At 72.0% G+C, this 14310-nt stretch carries 16 protein-coding genes; 12 read left to right on the top strand and 4 right to left on the bottom strand.

Features of this window, described 5'->3' with window-relative positions:
- The first annotated feature begins 45 nt into the window (after window positions 1-45).
- Both ACLJQM_RS08200 and ACLJQM_RS08195 read left to right on the top strand, forming a co-directional pair.
- On the top strand, window positions 46-1989 hold the full coding sequence (locus ACLJQM_RS08200) for an MFS transporter (RefSeq protein ID WP_410630615.1): 1944 nt from the start codon (window positions 46-48) through the stop codon (window positions 1987-1989).
- 11 nt (window positions 1990-2000) lie between these two features.
- A complete protein-coding gene (locus ACLJQM_RS08195; protein WP_247017934.1) occupies window positions 2001-2477 on the top strand; it encodes a DUF2771 family protein in 477 nt (158 codons plus the stop codon).
- Here ACLJQM_RS08195 and ACLJQM_RS08190 read toward each other — a convergent pair.
- Complete coding sequence (locus tag ACLJQM_RS08190; protein WP_247025487.1) at window positions 2474-2860, bottom strand: cold-shock protein; 387 nt, start codon at window positions 2858-2860, stop codon at window positions 2474-2476. The two genes, ACLJQM_RS08195 and ACLJQM_RS08190, sit on opposite strands and share 4 nt — an antisense overlap.
- 132 nt (window positions 2861-2992) lie before the next feature.
- On the opposite strand from ACLJQM_RS08190, the gene ACLJQM_RS08185 reads away from it, so the two are divergent.
- Entirely contained in the window at window positions 2993-3229 is a 237-nt protein-coding gene (locus tag ACLJQM_RS08185; protein ID WP_360779972.1) for a hypothetical protein, read from the top strand.
- Here ACLJQM_RS08185 and ACLJQM_RS08180 read toward each other — a convergent pair.
- On the bottom strand, window positions 3226-3843 hold the full coding sequence (locus ACLJQM_RS08180; protein ID WP_360779975.1) for an HAD family hydrolase: 618 nt from the start codon (window positions 3841-3843) through the stop codon (window positions 3226-3228). The two genes, ACLJQM_RS08185 and ACLJQM_RS08180, sit on opposite strands and share 4 nt — an antisense overlap.
- A 94-nt stretch (window positions 3844-3937) precedes the next feature.
- Between ACLJQM_RS08180 and ACLJQM_RS08175 the strand changes: the two genes are divergently transcribed.
- Together ACLJQM_RS08175 and ACLJQM_RS08170 are read left to right on the top strand one after the other, a co-directional pair.
- Window positions 3938-4537 carry a TetR family transcriptional regulator gene (locus ACLJQM_RS08175; RefSeq protein WP_360779978.1) on the top strand — a complete coding sequence of 200 codons (600 nt, stop codon included), beginning with the start codon at window positions 3938-3940 and terminating at the stop codon, window positions 4535-4537.
- A complete protein-coding gene (locus ACLJQM_RS08170) occupies window positions 4534-5502 on the top strand; it encodes a R2-like ligand-binding oxidase (protein WP_410630614.1) in 969 nt (322 codons plus the stop codon). Before ACLJQM_RS08175 ends, ACLJQM_RS08170 begins: the two co-directional genes overlap by 4 nt.
- A gap of 60 nt (window positions 5503-5562) precedes the next feature.
- Here ACLJQM_RS08170 and ACLJQM_RS08165 read toward each other — a convergent pair whose 3' ends face one another.
- Both ACLJQM_RS08165 and ACLJQM_RS08160 read right to left on the bottom strand, forming a co-directional pair.
- A complete protein-coding gene (locus ACLJQM_RS08165) occupies window positions 5563-6702 on the bottom strand; it encodes a hypothetical protein (protein WP_410630613.1) in 1140 nt (379 codons plus the stop codon).
- Window positions 6703-6791: 89 nt separating this feature from the next.
- On the bottom strand, window positions 6792-8450 hold the full coding sequence (locus tag ACLJQM_RS08160) for an AMP-binding protein (protein ID WP_410630612.1): 1659 nt from the start codon (window positions 8448-8450) through the stop codon (window positions 6792-6794).
- Window positions 8451-8583: 133 nt separating this feature from the next.
- Between ACLJQM_RS08160 and ACLJQM_RS08155 the strand changes: the two genes are divergently transcribed.
- The 7 genes from ACLJQM_RS08155 to ACLJQM_RS08125 are packed head-to-tail and all read left to right on the top strand — an operon-like array spanning window position 8584 to window position 14304.
- Window positions 8584-9483, top strand: coding sequence for a hypothetical protein (locus tag ACLJQM_RS08155; protein WP_410630611.1), 900 nt, complete (start codon window positions 8584-8586; stop codon window positions 9481-9483).
- A gap of 36 nt (window positions 9484-9519) precedes the next feature.
- Window positions 9520-11142, top strand: a complete 1623-nt coding sequence (locus ACLJQM_RS08150) for an AAA family ATPase (RefSeq protein ID WP_360779994.1) — start codon at window positions 9520-9522, stop codon at window positions 11140-11142.
- Window positions 11139-11348: a DUF2997 domain-containing protein gene (locus tag ACLJQM_RS08145; RefSeq protein WP_125308001.1), complete on the top strand. Its 210-nt coding sequence runs from the start codon at window positions 11139-11141 to the stop codon at window positions 11346-11348. Before ACLJQM_RS08150 ends, ACLJQM_RS08145 begins: the two co-directional genes overlap by 4 nt.
- Window positions 11336-11911, top strand: coding sequence for a 4Fe-4S single cluster domain-containing protein (locus ACLJQM_RS08140; RefSeq protein WP_410630610.1), 576 nt, complete (start codon window positions 11336-11338; stop codon window positions 11909-11911). Before ACLJQM_RS08145 ends, ACLJQM_RS08140 begins: the two co-directional genes overlap by 13 nt.
- The gene (locus ACLJQM_RS08135) at window positions 11908-12351 is read left to right on the top strand and encodes a hypothetical protein (protein WP_247017913.1); all 444 of its coding nucleotides are present in this window, start codon (window positions 11908-11910) and stop codon (window positions 12349-12351) included. Before ACLJQM_RS08140 ends, ACLJQM_RS08135 begins: the two co-directional genes overlap by 4 nt.
- Window positions 12348-13580 carry a ComEA family DNA-binding protein gene (locus ACLJQM_RS08130; RefSeq protein WP_410630609.1) on the top strand — a complete coding sequence of 411 codons (1233 nt, stop codon included), beginning with the start codon at window positions 12348-12350 and terminating at the stop codon, window positions 13578-13580. Before ACLJQM_RS08135 ends, ACLJQM_RS08130 begins: the two co-directional genes overlap by 4 nt.
- Before the next feature lie 34 nt (window positions 13581-13614).
- On the top strand, window positions 13615-14304 hold the full coding sequence (locus ACLJQM_RS08125; protein ID WP_410630608.1) for an ESX secretion-associated protein EspG: 690 nt from the start codon (window positions 13615-13617) through the stop codon (window positions 14302-14304).
- Window positions 14305-14310 lie beyond the last annotated feature (6 nt).

Genomic DNA, 14310 nt, shown 5'->3' with positions numbered 1-14310 from the left:
CGGATGAGCAGGCGGAACCGGCCCCCGGTAAGGCAGGATTGAGGCGTGGCACTCTTCGGCTCCCGCTCCGACGGCTCCGGCTCGCAGCCGCGCGGCCGCAAGTCGAAGCGACGCTGGACGCCGGAGCCGGGCGCCACCGAAGCGCGGTCCTGGCGCGAGGCCGCCCGCAACCCGCCGCCGCCCACCCGCGTCGAGCACCCTCCCCCGAGCCCGCCGCCGGCCGGACGCGCGGAGCACACCCGCGTCGAGCACCGCAGCGCGCCGCCGCCCCTCCGCGCCGAACGGCCCGCGGCCCCGCGCGGCGGGTACTACGGCGCGCCGGACGCGAACGAGGCACCGACTGCCGCCGCACCGGCGGGCCACCGGCCGCCGCCTCCTCCTCCACGCGGGGCGCGGCCGTACCCGCCGCACGACCCGCACCGCACCGAGCCCGTCCGCCGCGAGCCCGGCGGCTTCTACCAGGGCGAGCGGTACCCCGGCAGCGGCGAGTACGAGCACTACGACACCGGTGGCTACGCCGGCGAGCCGCGGCCGCCGGAGGCCGAACCGCTGCCGCCGCGCGAAGAACCGCGGACGCCGGGCGGCACGCCGAAGCTGCCGAAGAAGATCACCGTCACGCGGGTGGCGGCGATGCGCAGCCGCCAGCTGACCGGCCAGGCCGTCGGCGCCTTCCAGCGCGCGACGAAGGCCGACGGCGCCGAGAAGTCCGGCCTCACCTCGCTGACCTACGCCGTGATGCTGAACTACGCCAGCGACGCGGCGATGGCGATCGCGCTGGCCAACACGCTCTTCTTCGCCGCCACCAGCGGCGAGAGCAAGGGCAAGGTCGCGCTCTACCTGCTCATCACGATCGCGCCGTTCGCGCTGGTCGCGCCGGTGATCGGCCCCGCGCTCGACAAGGTGCAGCGCGGCCGCCGGCTCGCGATGTGCGCGTCTTCGGTCGGCCAGGGCCTGATGGCCGTGGTGATGGCACTGCACTTCGACGACTGGCTGCTCTACCCGGCCGCGCTCGGGATGATGGTGCTCTCCAAGTCGTTCACCGTGCTCAAGGCCGCCGTGACGCCCCGGGTGCTGCCGTCCGAGATCACGCTGTCCAAGACCAACGCCCGGCTGACGACGTTCGGCCTGGTCGCCGCGGGCGCGTTCGGCGCGCTGGCCAGCGGCATCAACGCGATCTCCGGCTCCGCGGGCGCGCTGTGGTTCACGGCGCTGATCTGCGTCGCCGCCGCCGTGCAGTCGATGCGGATCCCGGCCTGGGTCGAGGCGACCGAGGGCGAGGTCCCGACGTCGCTTTCCGCCCACCCGACCGAGAAGAAGCGCCGCCAGCCGATGGGGCGCCACATCGTCGTCGCGCTGTGGGGCAACGGGTCGGTCCGCGTGCTCACCGGCTTCCTCATGATGTTCGCCGCGTTCGCGGTCAAGGCGCAGACCGAAGGCACCGGGCAGACGCCGTTCATGCAGCTGCTCCTGCTCGGCGTGATCGGCGCCGCGGCGGGGGCCGGCGGCTTCCTCGGCAACGCGCTGGGTTCGCGCCTGCACTTCGGCAGCCCGGACCAGGTGATCGTCGGGTGCGTGGCGAGCTGCGTGCTGGCCGCGCTGGTCGCGACGGTGCTGCCCGGCCTGGCCACGGCCGCGATCGTCGGCCTGGTCGGCGCGACGGCCAGCGCGCTCGCGAAGATCAGCCTCGACGCCGTCATCCAGGAAGACCTGCCGGAAGAGTCGCGCGCGTCGGCGTTCGGCCGCTCGGAGACCGTGCTGCAGCTGGCGTGGTGCCTCGGTGGCGGCGCGGGCCTGCTGCTGCCGCCGACGTACTGGATCGGCTTCCTGGTCATCACGGTCGTGCTCGCGGTCGGCCTGACGCAGACGTACCTGGTGCGCCGCGGCGGTTCGCTCGTGCCGGGCCTCGGCGGCGACCGGCCGCTGCGCCCCGAACCGACCGGCAGCTTCCCGGCCCAGGGCCTGCCCAGGGACGCGGCACCCCGCCGGTAGGGTCTGAGCCCATGCGACGTTCCCGGGTGGTGGCCCTGCTTGCGGCCGGTGGGTTCGCGGTGGCCGGCTGCTCGGCGCCCGGCCCGGCCGAGGTCACGTTCTACGCCGACGGCCACACGGTCAACACCGCGCCGGTGCTCTCCTGCGACTACTCGCAGCAGCTCGCGCAGCCGTGCAGCGCCAAGGGCGACACGAAGACGCTGAAGGTCCGCCCGGGCAAGCCCGTGCAGATCTCCGTGCCCGGCGAGGTCGCCGACGCGCCGTGGCAGATCGTCTACGAGTACGTCACCCCGCAGGGCGAGTACAAGCAGAGCGACCCGATCCCGTTCACGTCGCTGGACCGCTACGCGTACACGGTCACGCCGCCGACGCCCGCCGACCGCATCTCGGCGGTCGACGTGCAGAAGTACACGGCCGTGCTGAACTCCAGCACCGGTGAGTCCGGGCTGCTGCCCAGCGACGTGTGGGGCCTGCGGCTCGAGGCTTAGGGGTCCAGGTCCCGCGCCACCGCGCGCATGATCTCGCCGATCTGCTTGGTGTGCTTGCGGTCCGGGTAGCGGTTGCGCCGCAGGTCCGGCTGCACCTTCAGCTCGAGGAGCTTGATCATGTCCTCGATCAGGCCGTGCAGTTCCTCGGCGGGACGGCGGCGCGCCTCGACGACGGACGGCGGCGGGTCGAGCAGCCGGACGGAAAGCGCTTGCGGACCACGGCGGCCGTCGGCGACGCCGAACTCCAGCCGCTGACCGGCCTTGAGCCCCTCGACGCCCTGCGGCAGCGCGGCCTTGCGGATGTAGACGTCGGCGCCACCGTCCTGCGTGACGAACCCGAACCCCTTCTCCGCGTCGTACCACTTGACCTTGCCGGTCGGCACTTCCCTCACCAATCCTTCTGCTGTCCCGCTCACGACGAACGCGCCCGGGGGCGTACCCAGGGCGCGCTGGGTAAAGGGTATCTCGCCACATGCCCTGGGGAGAAGTCGATACCGGCGGATACCCTCTCAGTCATGAGTGAGGCGACGAAGGAGGCCGCCGTGGCCGCCACCGGCAAACCGTTCCTGATGCGCGTCGGCATCGGCTTGTTCGGCATCGGCATGCTCGCCGTGCTGACGGTGTTCATCATGTTCGCCGCCGGCCTGGAGAACCTGCCGGTCTGGCTTTCCGCCGCCGCCGGGGTCATCACCTCGCTCGGGCTGGCGCTGTCCCTGATCGCGCTGGTCCGCGAGGCGCGCGCCAAGAACTAGGACACGGCCGCGAACGTCTTCTCGAACCAGTCCGGGAACTCCGTCAGCGACTCGAACACCACCTCCGCTCCTTCGCTCAGCAGGAGCGCGCGGTCACACGGCCCCGTCGTGACGCCGACGGCGATCGCCCCGGCGGCCAGCGCGCCGCGGATGTCGCCGGCGTGATCTCCGACATACACGCGCGCGTCGTGCGCTAAGAGCGCTTCGGCCTTCTGCGTCGACCACAGCTCGCCGACGACCTCGTCGACGTCCAGGCCGAGCGCGTCCACGTGCAGTTGTGCGTTGGGCCCGTACTTGCCGGTGACGACCAGCGTGCGCCCACCGGCTTCCCGCACCGCGCGCAGCGACTCGACCGCGCCCGGCAGCGCGACCGTGCTGGGCACCACCATGTCCGGGTACAGCGCGCGGAACCGGTCGACGAGCCCCGGGATGCGTTCCTCCGGCGCCTCGAAGCCGCGCAGGATGTCGTCGAGCGGCGGGCCGAGGTTGGCCGCGAACGCGGCACCGTCCAGCGGCAGGCCGGATTCGGCGCCGAGCGCGTTCATCGCCGCGGCCATGCCCGGCCGCGCGTCGATCAGTGTCATGTCGAGGTCGAACCCCACCGTGATGCCCACGACCGACACGTTAGCCGGGACCACCGACAGTTTTACACGTCAGCTGATCATGTACAGCGTCTTGACAGCGAGGCGATCTGTGTCAAGGTGAGGTGTGACCAGCTTCACTGACCGGACGAAGGCGTCCCTCCGGGAAGCCCTGCTCGACGCCGCCGCGGACCTGCTGCCGGAGGCCGGCTACGCGGGGCTGCGGATGGCCGACGTGGCGGCCAAGGCCGGGGTGAGCAGGCAAACCGTCTACAACGAGTTCGGCAACAAGGCGGCGCTGACCCAGGCGGTGGCGCTGCGCACCGCGTCGGAGTTCCTCGACGGGATCCGGCGGCGGTTCGAAACGGCGGACGGGCTCCTCGCGGGCATCCACCACGCCGTCGTCTACACGATCGAGCACGCGCGGGAGAACCGCCTGGTCGCGGCGGCGCTCGGCACCGAAGCGGGCGAGGACCTGCTGCCGCTGCTCACGACCAGGGGCGAGCCCATCCTCACCGCGGCCGCCGACCTCGCCGCCGAGCAGTACCGGGAGTTCGAGCCCGGCCTCTCGGCGGAGTCCGCGGCCCTGCTCGCGGAGACCGTCGTGCGGCTTTCGCTGTCGCACCTGGTGCTCTCGACGCACTCGGCGACGGAGGCGGCCGACGCCGTCACCGCCGTGCTGGAACCCGCCATCCGCCAATTCGTCCACAATGGAGTGACACGATGACCGAAACGCTGCCCGAGCTGCGGACCGGCTTTTCCTCGCTGCGCAAGGGCGGGCTCAACTGGGACTCGTTCCCGCTGCGGCTGTTCGTCAAGGGCAACAAGAAGTTCTGGAACCCCGCCGACATCGACTTCAGCCGCGAGCGCGAAGGCTGGGACACGCTCAACCCCGAGCAGCAGCGAAGCACGACGTACCTGGTCGCGCAGTTCATCGCCGGCGAAGAGGCCGTCACCGAGGACATCCAGCCGTTCATGCGCGCGATGTCGGCGACCGGCCGCTTCGGCGACGAGATGTACCTGACGCAGTTCTGCTTCGAGGAAGCCAAACACACGGAAGTGTTCCGGCGGTGGATGGACGCCGTCGGGCTGACGCAGGACCTCCACCCGTACGTCGCGGAGAACCCGCACTACCGCAAGCTGTTCTACGAGGAGCTCCCGCAGTCGCTGCGCGCGCTGGAGGACGATCCCAGCCCGCTCAACCAGATCCGCGCGAGCGTGACGTACAACCACGTGATCGAAGGCAGTCTCGCACTGACGGGCTACTACTCGTGGCAGCTGATCTGCACCCAGCACGACATCCTGCCGGGCATGCAGGAACTCGTCCGCCGCATCGGCGACGACGAGCGCCGCCACATGGCGTGGGGCACGTTCACCTGCCGCCGCCACGTCGCCGCGGACGACTCGCTGTGGGACGCGGTGCAGCAGCGGATGGGCGAGCTGCTCCCGCGCGCGCTCAGCATGATCCAGTGGGTGCAGGACCAGTTCGAGGAACTGCCGTTCGACAACGACCCGCAGGAGATCATCCAGTACGCGGCGGACCGGGCCCAACGCCGGCTGGGCGCGATCGAGTCGGCGCGGGGGATGCCGGTGGAGCAGATCGACCTCGACTACTCGCCGGAGCACCTCGAGGAGACGTTCGGCGAAGAAGACGCGAAGGCGATCGCCGAGGCCGCGGCCGCCGTCGGCTGACCCGAGTCCGTGACGGCCACCTCGACGAACTTCGAGGTGGCCGTCACGAACTCGCCGCGGTCAGCTCGCCGGCCAGTAGACCGCGTGCTGGCCCGCGCCGCCGGACGTCGTGGCCTGGCCGATGATCGTGCCACCGGGTGCGATCGCGGTGGCCTGGCTGTAGTAGCCGTCCGGCAGGGTGCCGAGGTTCGTCAGCGTGCCGTCGGGGGCCCAGCGGGCCGCCACCGAGTCGACGGTGCCGACCGCCGTGCCGGCGGCGTTCAGCGCCACGGCCTCCGAGCGCCGCGCGTCTTCCAGCACGGTCGCGCCGCGGGCGGTCCAGCGCACCGCCCGGTCCTGGGCGAACTCGACGTACCCGCTGCCCACGACCACCCCGGCGCGGTTGATCGCCCGCGGCCGCGCCGAAGCCGGCGGGGCGGCCCAGCCGAGCCGCACCAGGCGGCCGTCGCGCTGCCAGGCGACCGGGACTTCCTGGCCGGCCTCGGTGATGGTCCCGGCGATCACGCCGAAGTCGTTGATCGCGACCGCCGAAGCACCCGCGTTGCCCGGCGAAAGATCCGTGACCACGCCGGTGGCGCCGTTCCAGCGGACCGCGTGCCGGGTGCCCGCGGAGTCCTCGGCGGTGCCGCTGACCAGCGTGCCGTCCGCGGTGATCCCGGTGACGGTGACCTGCCCGCCGCCCGGCAGCGACGCGAGTTCGGTGACCGTCCCGTCCGGGGCCCAGCGCACCGCGACGCGGGTGCCCTGCGGGCCGAGGGCGCCGCCGGCGACCACGCCGGTCCCGCTGATCGCGACCGCGTCGGACGGCCCGGCCCACTGCAGCGCGGTGACCGAGCCGTCCGGCGCCCACCGGACCGCGTGCCGGTCGCCGGCCGCGTCCTCCGCCCAGCCGACGGCGACACCGGCGTCGTTGACGGCGATCGCGTCACCCAGCTCGCCGCCGAGCGTCGGCAGGGCGCTAATCCGGCCCTGGGCGTCCCACTTCGCCGCGTGGTAGCGCAGGCGCACGTCACGCGGGTACGAGTCGCCGACCATCGTGCCGCCGGCGTTGATCGCGGCCACGAAGCTGTACTCGTCTCCCGGCAGGGTGCCCAGGTCGACGGGCCCGCCGGTGGCCGCGGTGGCGACCCCGGGCAGGCCGAGCGCGGCCGACGCGAGCAGCGTCCCCGCGGTGAGCGTTTTCTTCCAGCCGGACGGCATGGCTCCCCCTCGGCGGCGGTGTCCCGTCGCTCCCGTCCGGAAGCGTCCCCTCCGCCGCGCCGGGACCACGCCCGGCCGCCCGGCCCGGTTTAGGCGTGCTTCGCCGCGGCCGCGTTTTCCAAGCCCAGCAAGGTGATCGACTTCTCCCGCATCTCGACCTTGCGGACCTTCCCGGTCACGGTCATCGGGAACTCCTCGACGACGTGGACGTACCGCGGGATCTTGTACCGGGCCAGCTTGCCCTCGCAGAACTCCCGCACCTTCTCGGTCGTCAGCGGCTCGGCGCCGTCCCGCATCCGGACCCACGCCATCAGCTCTTCGCCGTACTTCTCGTCCGGGACGCCGATCACCTGCGCGTCCAGGACGTCCGGGTGGGTGTAGAGGAACTCCTCGATCTCCCGCGGGTACAGGTTTTCGCCGCCGCGGATCACCATGTCCTTGATCCGGCCGGTGATGTTGACGTACCCGTCGCCGTCCATGACCGCCAGGTCGCCGGTGTGCATCCACCGCGCGGCGTCGATCGCCTCCGCCGTCTTGTCGGCCTGCTCCCAGTAGCCGAGCATCACCGAATACCCCCGGGTGCACAGCTCCCCCGGCTCCCCGCGCGGCACCGTCAACCCCGTCTCCGGGTCGACGACCTTCACCTCCAGGTGCGGCCCCACCCGCCCCACCGTCGAGACCCGGCGCTCGATCGAATCGTCGGCACGGGTCTGCGTCGACACCGGCGACGTTTCGGTCATGCCGTAACAGATCGACACCTCGGCCATGCCCATCCGGTCGATGACCTGCTTCATCACCTCGACCGGACACGGCGACCCGGCCATGATCCCGGTCCGCAGCAACGACAGGTCGAACTCGCCGAAGTCCGGGTGGTTCAGCTCCGCGATGAACATCGTCGGCACGCCGTAGAGGGAGGTGCACCGCTCGGCCGCGACCGCCTCCAGCGTCGCCTTCGGGTCGAACGCCGGGGCGGGGATGACCATGCAGGCGCCGTGGCTGGTGCACGCCAGATTGCCCATCACCATCCCGAAGCAGTGGTAGAAGGGCACCGGGATGCACACCCGGTCCGCTTCGGTGTAATTGCAGAGCTCGCCGACGAAGTAGCCGTTGTTGAGGATGTTGTGGTGCGACAGCGTCGCGCCCTTCGGGAAGCCCGTGGTCCCGGAGGTGTACTGGATGTTGATCGGATCATCCGCCGACAACCCCGCCTGCAGGTGCGCCAGCCGCTCCCGATCGCCGCCGCGGCCCGCCTCCAGCAACGCCCGCCAGGTGTCGCTGCCGAGGATCACCACGTGCTCCAGCGCCGCGCACTTCGCGCGGACTTCCTCGACCATCGCGGGGTAGTCGGACGTCTTGAACGCGTCCGAAGCCACCAGCAGCCGGATCCCGGCCTGGTTCAGCACGTACTCCAGCTCGTGAGACCGGTAGGCGGGGTTGATGTTGACCAGGATCGCGCCGATCTTCGCCGTCGCGTACTGCAGGAACGTCCACTCCGCCCGGTTCGGCGACCAGATCCCCACCCGGTCACCCTTGCCGATACCCCGCGCGACCAGCCCCAGCGCCAGCGCGTCGACCTCGGCGGCGAGTTCGCGGTAGGTCCACCGGCGCCCGGCGGCCCGGTCGACCAGGGCGTCGCGGTCCCCGAACGCGGCCACCGTCCGGTCGAAGTTGTCCCCGATCGTGTCCCCGAGCAGCGGGACCTCGGACGTCCCCGAGGCATAGCTCGGCAGAGCGGGCGCGTCAGGCATGGTGCCTCCTGAAGTCGGCGGTGACTGGCGCCGAGTCTAAGAACCGCCGTACCCGGTAGCCAGTCGCCGGGAAATTCCGTTACGGCGGCCCCGATCGGTGGCAGGATTTCCCTCGGAAGAGGGAGGGAACCCGATGCGAAGAATCCTGGCTCTGACCGCGGCGATCCTGCTGCTCGTGCCGGCCGTGCCGGCGTCGGCCGCGACCCGCGTGATCGTGCTGCCCGGCGCCAGGTCCGCCGAAGGGATCACCCCGGCCGGCGGCGGCACCTACTACACCGGCGACCTCGTCGCCGGCACGATCTTCCGCGAGGACGTCAAGCGCGGCACCGCCGAGCGCTTCATCGAGGCGCCACTCGGGGCGATGGCGGCCGGGGTGGACCTCGACCGGCGCCACGACCTGCTGTTCGTCGCCGGCGGGATGGGCGGCAAAGCCTACGTCTACAACGTGCGCACGAAGGCGAAGGTCGCGGACTTCACCTTCGGCGACCCGCAGACGTCCTACGTCAACGACGTGGCCGTGACCCCGCAGGGCGCCTGGTTCACCGACTCCTACCACCCGCAACTGTTCTTCGTGCCGGTCGTGGCCGGCGTCCTCGGCGCGCCGCGCACCCTGCCGCTGAGCGGGCCGGGCGCGGGCGGCTCACCCGACACCTTCTTCATGAACGACATCATCGCCACGCCGGCCGGCGACACCCTGCTCGTGGCCGCCACGACGCCCGGCAAGGTGTACCGGATCGACCCGGTCACCGGGGTCAGCGCGGAGGTCGCGGGGGTGAACGCGCCCAGCGTCGTCAGTCTCGTGCTGGAAGGCCGCCGGCTCTGGGCGGTGCAGCTCGACGACACGATCAGCCGGTGGTGCCTCGACGGCGACCTGAGCCATGGCACCGCGGCCGGCACGATCACCGATCCGCTGTTCGACCAGCCGGTTTCGGCGGTGAAGATCGGCGACCGGCTCGCCGTCGTCAACTCCCACATCTTCAGCGGCTACCCGCCCACCAGCCCGACCTACGAGGTCCTTCTCGTCGGCGCCTGACTGGTAGGGTCCGGACGGACTTCGAGGGGGCGATCGATGGCCGGCCAGGGGTTTCGCGACGAGCTGACCCAGTTGCTGCAGGCGCGCTACCCGCTGCTGGTCGTCGAGACGCACGAAGAGCAGCGGGTGCTGCGGGAGATCCGCGCGGTCGCGGAAGACCAGCAGCGGCTGCGGACGCCGCGGCGGGTGTACGTCTGGTCGTCGACCACCGGGCTCGCGCCCGCGGGCGGGCCGCCGATCAGCGACACCCGCACCGCGGCCGCCGCGCTCGAGCGGATCTACGGCTGGAGCGAGCCCGCCGTCTTCGTCTTCGCCGACCTGCACCCGTCGCTGGTCTCCGAGGGCGGGCACCGGCCCGACCCGGACGTCGTGCGGCGGCTGCGGGAGCTCGCAGCCACGTTCAAGACCCGGCCCGTGCCGCTGAGCCTGATCCTCGTGTCGCCGTCCCTGCCGGTGCCGCCGGAGCTGGAGCACGACGCGACCGTCGTCGACTTCCCGCTGCCCGACCAGCGCCAGATCGGCGAGCTGCTGGACGGCATGGTCGCCGCGCACCGGCAGAACGTGCGGATCAGCATCGACCGCGACGACCGGGACATGATCGTCGCCGCCGCGCGGGGCCTCACGCTGCCCGAGGCCGAGAACGCGTTCGCCAGGGCGCTCGTCGAAGGCGGCGGGCTCGACCCCAGCGACCTCGAGCTGATCCTCGCCGAGAAGCGCCAGGCCGTCCGGCGGTCCGGGATGCTCGACATCGTGCCCGCCGAGACGAGCTTCGACGCCGTCGGCGGGCTGGACCGGCTCAAGCGCTGGCTGACCAAGCGCACCGGCACGTGGACGCCCGCCGCGTCGGCGTACAACCTCGCGGCGCCGAAGGGCCTGCTGCTGACCGGCGTCCCCGGCTGCGGCAAGAGCCTGTCCGCGGTCTGCGTCGCGAACATGTGGCGGCTGCCGCTGCTGCGGCTGGACCTCGGGCGCGTCTTCGCCGGGCTCGTCGGCTCCAGTGAGAAGAACATCCGCACGGTCATCCGCACCGCGGAAGGCATCGCGCCCTGCGTGCTGTGGGTCGACGAGATCGAGAAGGGCCTCGCGGGCGCGGGCGGCGGGGGTGACGGCGGCACCGCGCGGCGCGTGTTCGGCACGTTCCTGTCGTGGATGCAGGAGAAGTCGGCGCCGGTGTTCGTGATGGCGACCGCGAACCAGGTCGGCTCGCTGCCGCCGGAGTTCCTGCGCAAGGGCCGCTTCGACGAGATCTTCTTCGTCGACCTGCCTTCGGCGCCCGAGCGCGCCGCGATCTGGCGGATCCACCTGGCCAAGCGCGTCACCGACGCGTTCGTCGCCAGTGAGCTGCGGCTTGAGGACGCGTTGTTCGCCGAGCTCGCCGAGGTCAGCGCCGGCTACAGCGGCGCCGAGATCGAGCAGGCCGTGCTGTCCGGGCTGGTCGACGCGTTCGCCGAGAAGCGGCCGCTGCGCCGCGACGACCTCGTGCGCGCGGTGAAGTCGACCGTGCCGCTGTCGGTCACCCAGGCCGACGAGATCCTGGCCATCCGGAACTGGGCCGAGACCCGGGCCGTCGCGGCGACGGACACCACGGCCGAAGCCGGCACCGCGGCCCGTGTTCCGGCGCCGCCGGAGTCCCCGAGGGGAAGGACGATCGACGTATGACGCACCGGGTGACCGTCACCATCGCGAAGGACGGCTCGATCAGCGCCGAGACGCACGGCGTGACCGGGTCCAAGTGCCTCGACTACATCCCGCTGCTCGAGGACCTGCTCGGCGCGGAAACGGTGTCGTCGGAGTTCACCGAGGACTACCGCCGGACGTCCGCCGAGGTCGAGAACACGGCGTCGCAGCAGCAATGGAACTCCTGAACCTGCACCGGATCGTCGACGTCACCGCGGCCGAAGGTCCCGGTGTGCGGTGCGCGGTGTGGACGCAGGGGTGCTCGGTGCGCTGCCCGGGCTGCTTCAACCCGCAGACGTGGACGACCCGCGGCGGGACGCTCATGCCGTGGCCGGACCTGGTTTCGCACGTGCTCGCGATTCCCGGCATCGAGGGCGTCACGCTGCTCGGCGGCGAGCCGTTCGACCAGCCCGGGCCGCTGGGTCACTTCGCTTCCGCCGTGCGCGAAGCCGGGCTTTCGGTGATGACGTTCACCGGGCACGTCCTGGAGGACCTGCCGCCCTCGAAGCTGCTCGACTCGACGGACCTGCTGGTGGACGGGCCTTTCCTGGCGGACCGGCCGGAGACCGCGCGGCCGTGGGTGGGGTCGGTCAACCAGCGGTTCCACTTCCTGACCGACCGCTACGACGAATCGATCTTCACGACGCCGAACCGCTTGGAACTGACGATCGGGGTGGACGGCGGGATCGAAGTGAACGGGTTCGCCACCACCGAAGTACTGGAAGCGCTGCTCGAAGGGGACTACCGATGAGCGTCACGCTCAAACTGCGCAGCGAGGCACTGGCCCAGCTCAACGCCGCGACGATCGCCGCGCACACGCAGGCGCAGCCGGGCGTGGTCACCGTGCGGACCCGGATGCGGCACCGCGACCTGCTCGCCCGCGCGCTCACCGGGCTGCGGGCGCAGGTCACCGACGACGGCAACTCCGTCGTCGCCGCGTGGGAGGGACGGCGGATCACGTTCGGCTACGGCCCCGAAGGCGTCCAGGTGGCGCACGTCGACGGCCCGGGGCTGGCCGAGGCCGAAGCGCAGCGGCTGGTGCTGTCGGTCGACGAGGCGTACGCCGCACAGGTGCAGCAGGCGGTGCTCGCGCGGCTGAAGGCCCGCGCGGCGTCGACCGGGATGGTCGTCGAGTCCGAGCGGGTGAACGCCGACCAGTCGATCAGCGTCACGCTGGCCGCCACGTCGTGACCGAGGTCAGGGTCGGGCTGATCGAGTTCGGCAAGGCGCTCAACGACTCCGTCACCCTCCCCGGCCTCGGCGAGCTCCCGGGCGGCCAGGTCAGCGCCGGCCGGGCGGTCCGCGGCGCCCGCGCGCGGCTGCGGCGCGGCGACCACGTCCTCGCGGACAACCTGCGCCTCGGGATCATGGTGCGGAAGAAGTTCTTCTCCAGCGACGTCGAGGCGGTCACGGACGCCGGGTTCCTCAAGGACGTCTTCGTCGCCGTCGGGCGGCGCGACCTCGCGAAGGGCGACTCGCTGGAGCTGTACACCGACGACACCGTCGGCCCGGACACCAGCCGCCAGGACGGCGTCGGTGCGGTGCTGGCGCCGGGTTTCGACCAGCTGACCGGCTTCCACGCTTCGGTGGGCGTTCGCGAAGGGGTGCTGCGCTTCGGGGCGCTGGTCTCGCTCGTGCGGGGCGGGCGCCCGGCCGGCGAGCCGATGCGGGTGCTCGGGCTGTTCGGCCCGGCGGGCCCGCTCGAGGAGCTGCCGCCCGGGCCGCCGGGGACCGTGTTGCTGGGCTTCCAGTGCGAGGTGCCGCCGCTGGCCGGCGACGCACTGGTGGCGTTCCAGGAGCCCGCGCACGACTTCCTGGAGCGGCGCGAGGGGTCCGTGGTGGTGCACGGCGTCACCGACCTGGGCAACGGCTCGGTGGTGGCGGCGGTCGAGGTGCCGGAGGGGCGCGGCGCGGCGTTCACGACCGGGTCGCCGGCGCGGGTGCTGCGGCCGATCGGGACGACGTTCAACGAGCGGAGCACGGTCGTTTCCCCGAACCTGCGGATCCTGTCGCTGGCGCGGGACGGCGTGGCGGTGCGGACCAGCGCGGGGACGCGGGTGTTCACGATCGGGCTGGCGACGCGGGACCTGCGGGAGAACGACCTGATCGAGGCTTACGTACCGGCTGCGGTGGCTCCGTTGACCCCGTTGGCCCCTTTGGCCCCGCCGCCTGCGCCCGCTCCGGCGGCGGTGGACGTGAACACGGCGTCCGGCCCGGAGCTGGCGTCATTGCCGGGGCTGTCACCGTCGCGGGTGACGACGGCGTTGGAGCTGCGTCAGCGGCAGGGCGGCTTCCCCGACGTGGAGGCGTTCGGCGTCGCGATCGGCTTGCAGCCGCACGAGATCGTCCGCCTGCGCGGACGGGCGACGGCCGGCCGGGTGGCGTTGCGCGAGACGGGCGTGCGCCAGCTCGACATCTGAAGCGGCGGGTGGCGATTCCGCTACGCTCGGGGACGTGCCGGAGGAATTCTCACTGGGCCTGACGGAGGTCGACACCGCGGTCCGGCGCACCGGTCTCCCGGCGAGCTGGCACCCGTTCGAAATCCGCAGCCCGGGCCGCACGCTGGCGGAGAACGAGCGCATCGCGGCGGCGGCCTGGGAGTCGATGCGGGCGCGCGGCCTGGCCGGCCCGGACAAGCTGGACATCGAGGTCGAGCAGACCCTCCGCGCGTGGACCCAGCCGGACGTGCTGATCGTCGTGAGAGCGGCGGAGGACACCCGCCAGGTCTTCTACCGAGCGGCGATCGGCCACGGCCTCGGGGTGTTTTCGGAACTGGCCGGCGAGGAGGTCCTGTTCGCGCAGACGCGGCCGGACCGCCTGGTCGACCTGGTGGTCGGCATGCTGCCGGCGTACGGCCCGGTCCCGCTGGCGGAGCTGACGTTCGTCACCCCCGGATCGCCCGCCGACGCCGAGCTGGCGGCGGAGTTCTCCGCGTGGCCCCTGCACCGCTACGGCACGGTGGAGCTGTCGATCCGCCACGACTCCCTGCGCCCGGCGGGAACGGTGACGTTCATCGACAACGACGGCGGCCGCTTCTTGATGTCGACGGAGCCGCTGCCGGACGGTTCGTCCCGGGTCACGTTCACCCCATCGGATGGTTCTCACCTGCGCGCATGGCTCAACGACCGTGTCAGGAACCACTGACGCGGC

The sequence above is a fragment of the Amycolatopsis sp. cmx-4-83 genome (assembly GCF_046548815.1).
GTDB lineage: Bacteria > Actinomycetota > Actinomycetes > Mycobacteriales > Pseudonocardiaceae > Amycolatopsis > Amycolatopsis pretoriensis_A.
The sequence above is the reverse complement of the archived record's forward strand: the minus strand, read 5'-3'. Positions and strand labels throughout refer to the sequence as shown.